The sequence below is a fragment of the Polynucleobacter sp. AM-26B4 genome (assembly GCF_018882285.1).
Lineage (GTDB): Bacteria > Pseudomonadota > Gammaproteobacteria > Burkholderiales > Burkholderiaceae > Polynucleobacter.
Map to the genome: position 1 here is coordinate 1,121,242 of NZ_JACVOT010000001.1, position 14,025 is coordinate 1,135,266.

Annotated in this window: 8 protein-coding genes; 3 read left to right on the forward strand and 5 right to left on the reverse strand. The window is 44.0% G+C overall.

All coding sequences use genetic code 11. From position 1 onward, the window contains the following. The 3 genes from tldD to ICE88_RS05710 are packed head-to-tail and all read right to left on the reverse strand — an operon-like array spanning position 1 to position 6,410. Positions 1-1,482, reverse strand: coding sequence for a metalloprotease TldD (gene tldD / locus ICE88_RS05700; RefSeq protein WP_216250396.1), 1,482 nt, complete (start codon positions 1,480-1,482; stop codon positions 1-3). Positions 1,483-1,490: 8 nt separating this feature from the next. Further along, positions 1,491-2,312, reverse strand: a complete 822-nt coding sequence (locus ICE88_RS05705; protein WP_216250399.1) for a carbon-nitrogen hydrolase family protein — start codon at positions 2,310-2,312, stop codon at positions 1,491-1,493. Between the two features lie 21 nt (positions 2,313-2,333). After that, complete coding sequence (locus tag ICE88_RS05710; RefSeq protein WP_216250403.1) at positions 2,334-6,410, reverse strand: YhdP family protein; 4,077 nt, start codon at positions 6,408-6,410, stop codon at positions 2,334-2,336. Positions 6,411-6,463: 53 nt separating this feature from the next. Between ICE88_RS05710 and glnE the strand changes: the two genes are divergently transcribed. Further along, positions 6,464-9,262, forward strand: coding sequence for a bifunctional [glutamate--ammonia ligase]-adenylyl-L-tyrosine phosphorylase/[glutamate--ammonia-ligase] adenylyltransferase (glnE, locus tag ICE88_RS05715; protein WP_216250406.1), 2,799 nt, complete (start codon positions 6,464-6,466; stop codon positions 9,260-9,262). On the opposite strand, the gene recN is transcribed toward glnE, so the two are convergent. Next, positions 9,248-10,915: a DNA repair protein RecN gene (gene recN, locus ICE88_RS05720; protein WP_216250411.1), complete on the reverse strand. Its 1,668-nt coding sequence runs from the start codon at positions 10,913-10,915 to the stop codon at positions 9,248-9,250. The two genes, glnE and recN, sit on opposite strands and share 15 nt — an antisense overlap. A gap of 2 nt (positions 10,916-10,917) precedes the next feature. Continuing rightward, positions 10,918-11,823, reverse strand: coding sequence for an NAD kinase (locus tag ICE88_RS05725; RefSeq protein WP_216250414.1), 906 nt, complete (start codon positions 11,821-11,823; stop codon positions 10,918-10,920). 46 nt (positions 11,824-11,869) lie between these two features. Here ICE88_RS05725 and hrcA point away from each other — a divergent pair, with 46 nt between their 5' ends. After that, positions 11,870-12,892 (forward strand): heat-inducible transcriptional repressor HrcA, encoded by a 1,023-nt coding sequence (gene hrcA, locus ICE88_RS05730; protein WP_215291920.1) that lies wholly within the window; start codon positions 11,870-11,872, stop codon positions 12,890-12,892. Positions 12,893-12,901: 9 nt separating this feature from the next. Continuing rightward, positions 12,902-13,993 carry a ferrochelatase gene (hemH, locus tag ICE88_RS05735; RefSeq protein WP_216250416.1) on the forward strand — a complete coding sequence of 364 codons (1,092 nt, stop codon included), beginning with the start codon at positions 12,902-12,904 and terminating at the stop codon, positions 13,991-13,993. Positions 13,994-14,025 lie beyond the last annotated feature (32 nt).

A 14,025-nucleotide genomic window follows, 5' to 3' on the forward strand; every position in this document is an offset into this window, starting at 1 on the left:
TTAAGCCGTTCCGCCGACTGTCATATTGTCAATCCTCAGAGTGGGCTGGCCAACACCAACTGGCACGCTTTGGCCCTCTTTGCCACAAACGCCAATGCCGCTATCCAAGTCCATGTCATTGCCAATCATGCTGATGTCTTTAAGCGACTCAGGACCGTTACCAATGATGGTGGCTCCTTTGACCGGATATAAGATTTTTCCGTTTTCAACCCAATAGGCTTCAGACGCAGAAAACACAAACTTACCACTGGTGATATCTACTTGTCCGCCACCAAAATTGGCGGCATACAGACCTTTTTTGATACTGGCGATGATTTCTTGTGGATCTTCTTTGCCACCCAGCATATAAGTGTTGGTCATGCGTGGCATTGGGAGAGATGCATAGCTTTCACGTCTGGCATTGCCGGTCGTTGGCATTTTCATGAGACGTGCATTGAGACTGTCTTGGATGTAGCCCTTTAAAACACCGTCTTCAATCAAGGTGGTGCATTGTGTGGGAGTGCCTTCATCATCAACAGATAAAGAGCCACGTCGACCTGGAATGGTTCCATCATCGACGACCGTGACACCCTTGGCAGCGACTCGTTGACCAATCTTGCCTGAGAACGCTGAAGAACCTTTGCGGTTGAAGTCACCTTCAAGGCCGTGGCCAATCGCTTCATGCAGCAACACGCCTGGCCAGCCGGGACCTAAAACAACGGTCATCGGGCCTGCAGGGGCAGGTCGTGATTCAAGGTTGACCAAAGCTGAGCGAACCGCTTCGTCGATCCAATGATCAATCTTATCTTTGACAAAAAAGTGATAGTCAAAACGACCGCCGCCGCCTGATGAACCAACTTCGCGACGACCATTTTGTTCTGCAATCACTGTGATTGAAATGCGCACCAGTGGGCGAATATCAGCTGCAAGAACACCGTTTGCGCGAGCCACCAACACCACATCAAATTCACCAGCAAGGCCTGCCATCACTTGAACAATGCGAGGATCTTTGGCTTTGGCTTTGCGTTCAATGTCTTCAAGAATAGCAATTTTTGCTTTTGCATCAAGACTGTCCAATGGGTTGAATGACTGATACAGGGCATGGGTAGCCGGTGTTTTCCACTTGGGGCTGATGTAGGTGCTCTTTTGTTGAGCGCCGATCACGCGTGTTGCTTCAGCAGCATTTCTTAATGCCAAAGCACTGATCTCGTCGGAGTAAGCGAATGCTGTTTTGTCATGACTGACTGCGCGAACGCCAACGCCTTGATCAATGCTAAAGCTACCTGATTTAACAATACCTTCCTCAAGACTCCAAGATTCATTGTGAGTTCTTTGAAAATACAAGTCAGCATCATCTAATTGATGGGTGTGCATGTGCGCAAGAGTCTTCTGAAGATCTTGTTCAGAAATGCCTGCTGGCGCCAAAAGAATTTCTTTTGCAATATTTAAAGCATCAGCTCGACTGAGATGAAGGGGGTTTTCTAGTGCAAGAGTTGAATTCATTATTTTCTTTAGATGGTGCGATGTTGTAGTGAGGGTAATTTTGCTCGAATTTCATTAATTCTGCTCTTATCCAAAATACCCAGGGTAAATCCTTCACCTTCTTTAAGTTCCGACTGAATCTCACCCCAAGGATCGATCAGCATGCTTTGCCCCCAAGTCTTTCGACCATTACTGTGCTGACCGCTTTGAGCGCTCGCTAACAGGTAGGATTGGTTTTCAATGGCCCTTGCTCTGAGGAGGATTTCCCAATGAGCTTTACCTGTGGTATGAGTGAAAGCAGCTGAAACAATGTGGCAATCAACCGGACCAATTTGTCTGTACAACTCAGGAAAGCGTATGTCGTAACAAATAGTCACGCCGAATTTCCAATCAACACCATTCTTTTGAATGTTGAAGCTGCAGGGCAGTGAGCCAGGTTCAATCGTTTTTGACTCTTGATATTCTTCATCACCTTGTTTGAAGCCAAACAAGTGAATCTTGTCGTACCGGCTGATGACTTGACCATTTGGATCAAAAACCAAGCTGGTGTTTTTAACTTGGTGCTTATTTTGAGCACTCAAGGGAATGGTTCCAGCAATCAGATGAATTTGATTCTGTTTAGCGATCAAACTTAAAGCATCTTGCAAGTGGCCTTGACCAAAATCTTCTCTGATGGTCACCTTGTCTTGATCTGTGTGCCCCATCAAACAAAAATACTCAGGCAACACCATGACGTCAGCGCCAGCTTGTTTTGCTGCTTGGATTAATTTTTGAGCCGTTTGTAAATTTTCTTCAACTGAATCAGTTGAAGTCATTTGAATTGCGGCAACAGTTAATTGATTGGGATTCATTAACTTGATATTAACTCTGATCTACTTTTTGGTGGGAGTTTGTTGCTTCAATAAAGATTTATCTCGAATCTCTTTTAGTTGCTTCTCATCTAGCGGCTTGCCCTTGTTATCTAGTGCAATGATTTGTGGGTTTGCCCAAGTGCCTTGAACGAGATAATCTAATTGGAACAACTTGCTGACTTCATCTGCGATCAAGTATTGACCAACCATGGTGCTAAGACCAATGATTGGATTAATGAATGTATAAGCCAAAGACGCCGAGCCTGCGTTGAAGTTGGGAACAACCGTCACTCGGATGTCTTGGTTTTCTTGAATCAAATCGGCTCTACCAGTTAAGCGAATATTCCCTTGAGGCCCGCGCATACTCAAATCTTTGATGTTGGCTATGCCATTATTAATAGAGCCTGTGGAAGTGATTCTGTCAAAAGGAGTTCCTTGCGTCACAATTGGTTTGAGTACGCCGCCAATATCCAAGGTCGCAATTCTAGTTAGGCCTTGAAAGCTGAGAACACCGAGCAATCTTGCAACGCCTGGATCAACTTGCAAAATCGTGCCCTTGATCAAATCTAAAGATAGGTCTGCATTCAAAGATTTGATATCAAAACTATACGGAGCATTCGCCCAATTGATTTGCCCCACCAGCTTTCCAGATCCATCATCAATTGCTTTTGGAAAGCCAAGTTTTGATAGAAGCTTGCCAGCATTATTAATGTCTAAATCAAAATTCAGTTCTGTTTTGCCGGCGTTTAATTGTTTGGATTCTTTTGGAAGAATCCATCTACCAGTTGCATTGATTTGGGCATCAGCCGTTTTCAAAAATAACTTTTCAATCTTCCAGTCATTTTTATCATTGCTGGCAAGTAACTCCATCTTTCCATAAGACTTATTGTTAAAAATAAGTTCATCAGACTGAATATCTAAGGCTGGAATCTTTTGAATGCGTTTATTGACACCTTTGGTAAGAGTTTCACCAGATTCAGTATTTTCAATCACTAACTGCTGGAGGCGTGCTGTTAGTTTTCCTTGAGGGAAGCCTGCTCGGGCTGATTTCCATTGAACCAAACCTTTGGCAACTGGCGATTGAATGCTGGCATGCCATTGCTCTTTATCGTGGGTGGCTTGTATGGCCACATCTTTGAATGATCTATCAGCCAATTTAAGGTTTTTAATTTTTGCTGAAACAGTGTCAATATCAAAATCTGAACTGGTCGAAGCATTGGCATTTGCTGGTTTTGATGATTCAGGGAAGTTTTTATCGAGCCAGTTCTGCCAAGCTGAAACGTCCAACTGGTCTAAAGCAATGGTGCTTGAGAAACCTTGTTGTGGGATATATCCAGGAGCGTTGATACCAAGGCCAAGGCGAATTTTTTGATTGGCGCTAGAGAGAAACTTAGCATCAATGATTTTGCCCAGCTTTAATTGACCTGACGTCGCTTTATCTGCAGTTTCACTTAAATTGCTTAAATTAAATTGACCAGTGAGCGCCTGACCAGATTTTTTATTGAATGGGGCTGGGAATTGAGAGTTGAGTTGATCGAGCTTTAAGCCCAAATCTAGTTGGTAACCTTTTGAGCGAATCGCAAGTTTTCCATCATAAGAAACCAAGCCGTTTAACTGCGCTTGTATTTTTTTGATTTCAGATGAGTCTGAGGCATTTAAGGCATTGATCAATTGATTGATATCGACCTTGCCTGAAACCTTCATGTCTGAAGATGATTGCCAAGGTAATTTGTTCGCGTTATCGATCAATAGTTCGCCACCAAGCAATTGAGCCCTTAGGTTTCGACCGATCACGCTTTCTTCGGAAAATAAAATATCGCCAGAAATTTGCTGTACGTCGAGTTTTTGATTAATTTTTGCCTGATTTCTATCGAGCTTCAATTCACCTTGTAATTTGGTTTCTTTGGTGGCATTGAGGGGCATTTCAATATTGATCTTTAATTGAGCATTGCCTGAAAGCTCAATTTTTTTACTGATGGCTTCAATGCTTTTTCCTGATGGGCTATCAACGTAGTACTTGAGTAGTTCTTGGCTGGAGCCTTTGGCAACACCATTGATTTTTAATGTTGCAGTTGGGCTAACAATATTGTCTATAACTCCTTCTATATCTGTTAGCTGAACACTTTCGAATGAAGCTCTTTTTAAATCAAGTTGTAGTTTTGGACCTTTGAATGAAACGACGCCATGCACATCTGAAAAGTCTGACCATTGCCCTTGTTTTTTATCGGCAGTCGGGGCTGGTGAGTATTGAACTTGTTCAATTGGTAAGTTGAGCTCAAAAATTCCTGGAAACTTGGTATCAAATGGAATATGCAGAGGGTCACCATGAATATGGATTTGACCATTGCGGATGACACCCTCTTTTAAAGCTGCATTCAAGTAAGCCCTGGCGGTTTTAGACATGCCCAGAGGGAAGTAGCCGGTCAAGTTTTTGACATTGGCTTCCAAAATATCTGCTTTGATATAAAGATCAGCAGGATTTTTAGTAGTTTTGGCTTTGTAGTTGGCATCAAAAATCAAGTTGGCCGAATCGTTCTTCAGTTTCAGCTTGCTGATTTGATATTCAAGGCCGGCATCTTTTTTAAGCCATTTAATTTTTCCCTTGATGAGATCTAGTGCAAGGCTGTCGTTCTCTAACATTTGAGGAAGAACAATGAATGCATCCTCACTATCGAGCGTGAGTTCGCCGCCAAGTTCTGTTGCATAGAGCCTGCCAGTTAAGTTGGCTATTGAAAGCTGACCTTTTTTTTCGGGTTTTAGATAGGCTTTTTCAAAATCAAATGAGAGTTTGTAATGAGATTCATTGAACCCTGGAATTTTTATATTGAACGGCAACTTGCTTGCCTCTGCATGCCAGTTAGCATCTAAATTTTTTAAGGTCCCTGAAGGTTGGTATTGCTTGATGAATTCAGTGATGTCTTTGGGTAGTGGAAATTGTTTTGCTAGTTGCTCAACAAGATTGATATCAATTTCATCGGCTTTAACTCCAGCGTGAGTGATGGCATCAATATTGGCGGCCATGTCCCAGTAAATGCTGATGCCGTTAAGTTCCTTTGGGGTGGACTTATCGTTCACTTGCCATTTGAGCAATGGAGCGCTGACAGACATTTTTTTGCCAGCAGTTTTTTGCTCTAGCTCTGCATCCACTTTGGCAATCCTGAGCGGCGCACCTAAACGAGGCCATTCGATGTGAAGATTTTGTGCCGCAAGTTTTGTTGTTCCACCATCTAATGCTCCACCATCGATATAGGTGCGTCCTTGGGAGTTGAGTTGGCCAGAAATAACATTGATTGGACTATCAAATAATTGATTGACCTTAGCGATGTTGAGTTCGTTGATTTGCCACTCAAGTCTGCCGATCCAGTCTTTCCAGTTACCCGCATTGCCAAAAACACTGTGTCTGAAATCAGCTTTGATGGAGGCGGTATTTGAATGCCATGGCGTTTTGATATTTAGGTCAATGGCATGTTTGAACCAAGTATTCTTTAAGCCAAGAGATTCAATGTCTATTGAATATTGACTGCTTTGAAAGCGTTGATCCAGCCAATTGATTTTGGCGTTTTTAACTTCAAGACTATCTTGCTCAAATAACCAATTACCAAATTTATAACCAGCACTTGATTGATCTAGTTTGATGCCGGCAATATTCCAGTTGCCTTTTGAATCTCTTTGTATCTGAATCAGCGCATCATCAAAACTTAGGTCGTGAAAGTGAGGCTCTAGTTTCCACAGAGTTTCCCAGGACAACTTTCCGCTTACTTGAGGGATGCTTAATTTGGGGGTGCTGGAATCGCCAAGTTCATAAAGCTTGATGTTGTCAATTTTGAATGCTGGCCAAAGAAAATCCCAACCAGTTTGAATACTTTCAATTTTTAAATTAACACCCAGCGTTTGACTGATCACCTGCTCAAAAGAGGCTTTATTTTTTTCAACTTGTGGCCATATGTAAAAGCGTGTCAGCAGATGCACGACCACAAAAAGCAGGGCAATCAACAAAAGTAGCCATTGAGCTCTTTTTTTCCAAATGGCAAGACTATTCTCGTGAACTTGAAGTTTACGGATGCTTTCCAGAGGGTTGAAATTGGATAACCATGACATTTTTATAATTATGCTGTAGCCGAGCAGGTATTGATAGCGATAACATGATACCTATGACAACAATTCACCCTAAACTTTCCGCTCTTTTAGACCATTCAGCCTATGCCGTCCGTTGGCTAACTGCCCGCCCAGAATGGTCTTCAGAAATTGGTGAAATGGCCTCCAGCCCTGTGAGCGAGTCGGTGATTGATGATTTACTTAAATCTGCACTTCCAGCTGAGGCGGATCAAGCCCAAAGTATTGATGATTTGGCAGCTAATTTACGCCTTGCACGCCAAAAATTCATGTTGCTGATAGCTGCTCGAGATTTTAATGGCGCAGCCGATGTGCAAGAAGTCACTCAAGCCATGAGTTGCTTTGCCGAAAAGGTCACTGCCTTAGCGATTGAGGCAATCCGACAAGATATCAAGCCGATGGTTGGTGAGCCCCTGAATCAGCGTGGTGATTACTCGCCCATGATGATTGTTGGTATGGGTAAATTAGGCGGACGTGAGCTGAATGTTTCATCGGATATTGATTTGGTCTTTTTATACGAAGAGGATGGTGAAACTCAAGGGGGCTCAAAAAGTATTTCACATCAAGAGTGGTACACGCGCGTTGGCAAACGTCTGATTGCCTTGTTGAGCGAATTAAGGTCTGAGGGTTTTATATTCAGAGTGGATATGCGCCTAAGACCCAATGGCGATTCTGGACCTCTGGTTTGTAGCCTTGGGATGCTCGAGGAATACTTCTGCGTTCAGGGTCGTGAATGGGAAAGGTATGCATGGATTAAGGGACGCATGATTTATCCCTCGCCTGATATGCCTGCTTATGAAAGATGCCAAAAAGGTTTGCAAGATTTGGTCAGGCCATTTGTTTACAGACGCTACCTTGATTTTGGCGTGATTGCGGCGATCAGAGAGCTGCATGGACAAATTCAGCAAGAAGCTGAAAAGCGCAGTCTGATGCATCCAGAAAGAGCGGCGGATGTGAAGTTGGGGCGCGGAGGAATTCGTGAAATTGAATTCATGGCGCAAATGTTTCAATTGGTGCGAGGCGGTCAAGATCCTGGCCTGAGGATTCGCCCGACATTGGAAGTTTTAAAAGCTGTTTTTGAGCGCCAGTTAATTGGTCAGGTGGAGCTTGATCAACTCACCAATGCCTATGTTTACCTTAGAAAATTAGAGCATCGCTTGCAATACTGGGAAGATGCTCAAACACATCACCTGCCTGGTGATGATGCTTCTCAGCAAAGATTAGGTATTGCGATGGGCCATGCCACCTTGGATGAGTTCAAAAAGCAATTGGCACAACATCGAGACAATGTCGCCAAATTATTTGCAGATGCGTTCGTATTGAAAAAGCATCAAGCAGAGACTGATTCAGAGGGGGCTGATCTTGCTGTATGGTCGCCACCTGCTGACTACTCTGCTTTGACTGAGAAATGGAGTGAGTGGTGGGGCAGTGCGCGCTGGCGCTCTTTATCTGACTCATCGAGAAGAAAGTTCACGCAATTGATGTCTGCAGCAACTGGTCACGTAGAGCAGCAGGGCTGGGGCTTATCAAGATCTGATGAGGTCATGGTGAGAATGATGAATTTGCTAGATTCAATTTCTAGGCGTGCATCGTATCTTGCGTTGTTGAGTGAGTACCCTCATATTTTAAGTAGGCTGATCTCATTGATTTCAGCCTCTAAGTGGGGCACAGATTATTTGACTCAGCACCCACATTTATTGGATGATCTTTTAACTGGTCAAGGTCAATACACGCCAGAAGATCATCCTGCGGTTTATTGGACAAAGCTCAAGGCAGATATCAATATTTTGCTAGACGACGCTATGGATAATGGCGACCAAGCTGAGCAAGCCATGGATATATTGAGGCAAGTTCATCACACTGAAACATTCCTGACTTTGTTAGCAGAGTTAGGGATTGGACGAGATCAACCATTGCCGATTGAAAAGGTGAGTGATCGACTCTCCGCTTTGGCTGATTTGATTCTTGGTTTGACTCTAGAGAGAGTTTGGCCGATGGTGGCCAAGAAGTTCCAATTAAATGAAGTAATCCCGCCTTCCTTCGCAGTGATCGCCTACGGCAAGCTGGGGGGCAAAGAGCTGGGGTATGCATCCGATTTGGACATTGTCTTTTTGTACGATGCCCCAGAGTCTGATCAGACTGCAGGAGAGATCTACGCATTCTATGCAAGACGCTTGATTGCATGGCTCACCGCATCAACTTCAGCGGGCATTCTTTTTGAAATCGATACTCGTTTAAGACCCAATGGCGCAGCAGGATTGTTGGTGACTAGCATTGATTCATTCAGACGTTATCAATTGCGAGAGGGTGATAACTCTGCATGGCTTTGGGAACATCAGGCTTTAACTCGCGCACGTTTTTGCGCTGGTGATGTGGCCATTGGTGAGAAGTTTGAAAAAATCAGGTCAGAAGTATTGGCCCAAGAAAGAAATGAAGCTTTGCTCAAGCAAGAAATTCTAGACATGCGTCAAAAAGTCAGTGAGGGTCATCCCAATGACTCGGGCTTATTTGATATCAAACATGACAGCGGTGGTATGGTTGATATTGAATTCATTGTTCAGTATTTGGTCTTGCGTTTCAGTCAAGGCCATCCAATACTTTTAGGTAACTTGGGAAATATCGCTTTGTTATCTCTGGCCAGTGAGGAAGGTTTGATTCCAAGTGATCAAGCGCTGAAGGCTGCGAATGCTTATCGTCTTTATCGTGAATACCAGCATCGCATCAGATTAGATGGCGCTGATAAAACCAGGGTGTCTCAGGATCAGATGGATGCCGCTTTGATTGAGTCGCGTGATTGCGTTAAGAAACTCTGGGAAAAAGTTTTACTTACCCAGTAATTCTCGGGCGTGACGTCTGGTGGTGTCTGTGATTTCAGCGCCACCAAGCATTCTTGCAATTTCTTCAACGCGTTCTTGTCTGCTCAATATTTGCATGCTTGAGATGGTCACATTGTCTTGGCTTAGTTTGGCAACTTTCCAATGTTGATGGCCTTCAGCTGCTACTTGAGGTAAGTGGGTCACACACAAGACTTGATGTGCTTGCCCCAATTCTTTTAGGCGCTTACCAACTGTTTCAGCAACTGCGCCACCAATACCAGAATCAACTTCGTCAAAAATCAAAGTTGGTATTTGACTGGCTTCGGAAGTGATCACGCTGATGGCCAAACTAATTCGAGCCAATTCACCACCAGAGGCAACTTTTGCAAGCTGCTTAGGTGTTGCGCCTGGGTGACCAGCCACCAAGAATTCAACTTGCTCTAAACCATGAGCATTGCCTTCTTCAAGAGCTTCAATTTGGATTGCAAACACACCACCAGCCATGGCTAAATCTTGCATCGCCGCTGTTACTAGAGTTTCTAATGTTTTTGCTGCCGCGATTCTTTCTTGACTTAACTTTTTGGCACTCTTTAAATAAGCCGCCAAAGTTTTGCTGAGATTTTGTTCAAGAGCACCCAAATCTTGTGAGTTTTTAATGGCAGTGACTTGTTCCTGAATCTCTGCCCATTTTTCCGGAAGATCATTCGGCATCACTTTGAATTTTTTAGCGGCGCTGTGAAGTGCCTTGAGGCGTTCTTCAACAGTTGCTAAGCGCTCAGGATCTACATCTATTTTTTGCAAATAGCGATTCAGACTGTGACTTGCTTCGCCAATTTGTATTTGCGCAGATTCAATGGCGATTTTTGCATCTTCTAAGTTGCTATCAAGCTTCGCTAGATCAGCAATTTCATGGAATGCTTTCGAGAGAAGTTCTTCCGCATTACCCTCTTGATCTTGGAGTGCTTGAATGGCGTTTTGTGAGCCCTCAATGAGTTTGGCTGCATTCGCTAAGCGCGCATGGTCTTGCTCAATCTCTGCCCATTCACCAGCTTGTGGTGCCAACGCATCTAATTCTTCAAGCTGCCAAGCCAAACGCTCTTGCTCTTTTTGTAAGTTCTCACCAGCATTCTTTGCAAGCTCTAATTGTTTCTTGGCTGTTTGCCAGGCTTGATAAAGTTGTTTAACTTCTGCAACCAATCCATCAAGGTTGGCTTGGTTATCCAAAAGATCTCTTTGGGCACCAGATTTAAGAAGTAATTGATGTGCGTGCTGTCCATGGATATCAACCAAAAAGCTTGAAAGCTCTTTGAGTTGACTCAATGTGGCTGTGCCCCCATTGATAAAGGCCTTGCTACGTCCTGTGGTGTCAATCACTCTTTTGAGAATGATGGTTGCACCATCGTCTTCAGCAGAAAATTCTTGCGACTCTAGCCATGCAGAAATGGTTTTTTTAAGAGGGTCATTCAAAGAAAAAATTGCAGATATCTCCGCACGATTTTTCCCTTCTCTTATTTGGCTTGGATCTGCTCGTTCCCCCATTGCTAGAGAAAGGGCGTCCAACAAAATAGATTTGCCTGCGCCAGTCTCGCCAGTTAGAACGGTGAAGCCACTTTCCAAATCGATATCTAGTTCATCGACAATCACAAAGTCGCGAATATATAAGCTACGTAACATGGTTAGAAAGAAGAGGGGTGTTCGTTCCAATGCAACTTCTGTCGAAGAGCTCTGTAATCGCTGTGATCAATTGGATGAAGCAGTGTGATTGTTTTTTTGGATTGCTTGATTCTGATTTGATCACCGACTTGGAGTTGGGTCAGTGATTGCATGTCAAAGTTAACGCTGACATCTTTGCCGCCAATTAATTCAATCTCAATCAATGAATCACTCGGTAAAACAATCGGGCGATTGGAGAGTGCATGCGGTGCAATCGGCGCTAGCACCACCCCTGCCACTGAGGGATGAAGGATTGGACCGCCTGCAGACATCGCATAGGCAGTTGAGCCAGTGGGAGTTGCCACAATCAAACCATCAGATCGTTGGTTGTACATGAACTGACCATTCACGCGAACAGTGAGCTCAAGCATGCCTGAGATGCCAGAACGATTCACAACAACATCATTCAAGGCTGATCCTGTGCCAATGATCTGGTCATTTCTGAAAACCTCTGCTTCAAGCAGGTAACGACTGTCTGACTCATAGTGACCTTTGAGCATTTCAGTTAAAACCAATTCAACGTCTTGAAGAGGGATGTCAGTCATGTAACCAAGAGTTCCCATGTTGATACCAATCAAAGGAACGTCTTGACCTGCAATTTGTCTTGCGATGCCAAGCATGGTGCCATCACCACCCAGAACAATTACCAAATCAATATTCGATTTAAAGTCTTTGGCAGCAACACTTGGAATTTGAGTAATCGTTGTGTTTTGAGCTGTTTCTGCCTCTAAAAAGACCTCACACCCCAAGTTTTTAAGGATGTTTGAGAGGTTCAAAAGCATGTGTGCAAAGCCATCCGCCTGGTATTTGCCTACCAAGGCGATTTTTTTAAAATGTCTCTGAGCGCTTTTTGTCTTAAGATTTGACATGTTGATGATTAAACCATAGCCCCAATAGCCCTACAATTGCTAAATGATGGATGACCGTTCAAAAAGCCTACTAAAAACCCTGATTGAGCACTATATTGCCGATGGCCAGCCCGTTGGCTCTCGCGCTTTGTCTAAATTTTCGGGCTTGGATCTATCGGCCGCAACGATCCGCAATGTCATGGCTGATCTGGAGGATATGGGTTTTGTGGCCAGTCCGCACACGTCTGCTGGACGCATTCCAACGCCTAAGGGTTATCGACTCTTTGTCGACACGATGCTCACGGTGAAGCCGGTTGAAGAAATCATGGCTCATGAAGCACAAGATGCTATTCAGGCAGATGCCCCACAAAGAGTGGTGGCAGCAGCAGCCCAAGTTTTATCAAACTTATCAAATTTCGCTGGGGTGGTGATGACCCCAAGGCGCTCAGAAGTTTTTAAGCAAGTAGAGTTCTTGAGGTTGTCAGAGAAACGCGTGCTTTTGATTTTGGTGACACCTGAGGGCGATGTACAAAACAGAATTATTCTGACTGAACGAGACTACGGCCCATCTGAATTGATTGAAGCCAGTAATTATTTGAACAGTCAGTTTGCAGGGTTGAGCTTTTTTGCAGTCAAAGAAAAGTTGCGCCAAGAGTTAGAAGGTATCCGCTCAGGCATCTCGTCTTTGATGGAAGCTGCTTTGAAGGTTGGTGCAGAAAATGCCAAGCCTGATTCAAACATGATCATCTCCGGTGAAAGACGTTTGTTGAACGTCGGTGATCTTTCTTCTGACATGGTCAAGTTAAAGCAATTGTTTGGTATGTTTGAAGAGAAAACTGAATTACTTCAACTATTGGATGTTTCTTCTCGAGCAGAGGGTGTTCAAGTATTCATTGGTGGTGAAAGTGAGTTGGTGCCCATGGAAGATATGGCGGTCATCACTGCTCCCTACAGTGTGGATGGCAGAATTGTTGGTACCTTGGGAGTGATCGGCCCGACCCGTATGGCATATGAGAGAGTGATACCAATTGTTGATATCACATCAAAATTACTATCAAGCGCTTTGAGTAGCGGCATTTTTAATAAGTGAGGAAGTTTTATGGCCATTAGTCGCCAAGCGCAACGCACAGCAGTTTTGTTGATTAACTTAGGTACGCCAGATGCTCCTACTGCTGCAGCTGTGAAGCCGTATCTCAAACAATTTTTATCTGACCCACGTGTGGTTGAGATACCTAAAATTATTTGGTGGTGCATTCTAAATCTGATTATTTTGCCAATTCGCTCAGGTGCATCAGCAAAAAAATATGCCAGCGTTTGGATGCCTGGTCCCGATGGTGGGGCGCCATTATTGGTGCACTCAAAAAATACTGCCAAAGCTTTGGAGCAAAAGTTCATCGCGCAAGGCAAAGATGTCTTGGTTGATATTGCCATGCGTTATGGCAATCCAAGCATGGAATCTGTTTTAAAGAAACTTGAAGCGCAAGGCATGGAACGATTATTGATCTTGCCTCTGTACCCACAGTACTCAGCAACGACTACCGCTTCTACCTTTGATGAAGTTTTTAGAATCGTGAGTGGCTGGCGCAATCAGCCAGAGCTTCGTTTGATCAAACACTATCACGATCATCCAAGCTACATCAACGCACTCAAAGAGCAAGTTGAATCGTATTGGCAAGCTCATGGTCGCCCTGACTTTGCTGCTGGCGATAAATTATTGTTTTCCTTCCATGGTGTCCCTAAGAGAACTTTGGATAAGGGTGATCCTTATCACTGCGAATGTCATAAGACCGGTCGTTTACTTCGCGAGGCTTTGGGTTTAACTGCCGAGCAGGCGATGGTGACATTCCAATCTCGTTTCGGTAAAGCTGAGTGGTTAAAACCATACACAGCGCCAACGGTTGAATCCTTGGGCCATCAAAAAACTCGTCGCGTGGATATTTTCTGCCCAGGATTCCCTGCTGATTGTTTGGAAACATTGGAAGAGATCGCCATGGAAGTTCGTGATGAATTTTTGACCGCGGGTGGTGGTGAGTATCACTACATTGCTTGCTTGAATAACAGCCCAGTTTGGATTTCTGGATTGGCAGAAATAGCGGATGATCATTTAGGTGGTTGGCCACAACTGCCAGAGTCACAGCAAGCCTTGGCTTTGAGCATGCAAAGAGCGGCGGCATTGGCTGATAAAAAATAAAGTTAAAGCCAAGTTCAAGCCAAGATCAAGCA

Coding starts and splice junctions, on each gene's coding strand:
- recN (WP_216250411.1), bottom strand. CDS start 10,915: ATGTTACGTAGCTTATATATTCGCGACTTTGTGATTGTCGATGAACTA.
- ICE88_RS05725 (WP_216250414.1), bottom strand. CDS start 11,823: ATGTCAAATCTTAAGACAAAAAGCGCTCAGAGACATTTTAAAAAAATC.
- ICE88_RS05710 (WP_216250403.1), bottom strand. CDS start 6,410: ATGTCATGGTTATCCAATTTCAACCCTCTGGAAAGCATCCGTAAACTT.
- ICE88_RS05705 (WP_216250399.1), bottom strand. CDS start 2,312: ATGAATCCCAATCAATTAACTGTTGCCGCAATTCAAATGACTTCAACT.
- glnE (WP_216250406.1), top strand. CDS start 6,464: ATGACAACAATTCACCCTAAACTTTCCGCTCTTTTAGACCATTCAGCC.
- hemH (WP_216250416.1), top strand. CDS start 12,902: ATGGCCATTAGTCGCCAAGCGCAACGCACAGCAGTTTTGTTGATTAAC.
- tldD (WP_216250396.1), bottom strand. CDS start 1,482: ATGAATTCAACTCTTGCACTAGAAAACCCCCTTCATCTCAGTCGAGCT.
- hrcA (WP_215291920.1), top strand. CDS start 11,870: ATGGATGACCGTTCAAAAAGCCTACTAAAAACCCTGATTGAGCACTAT.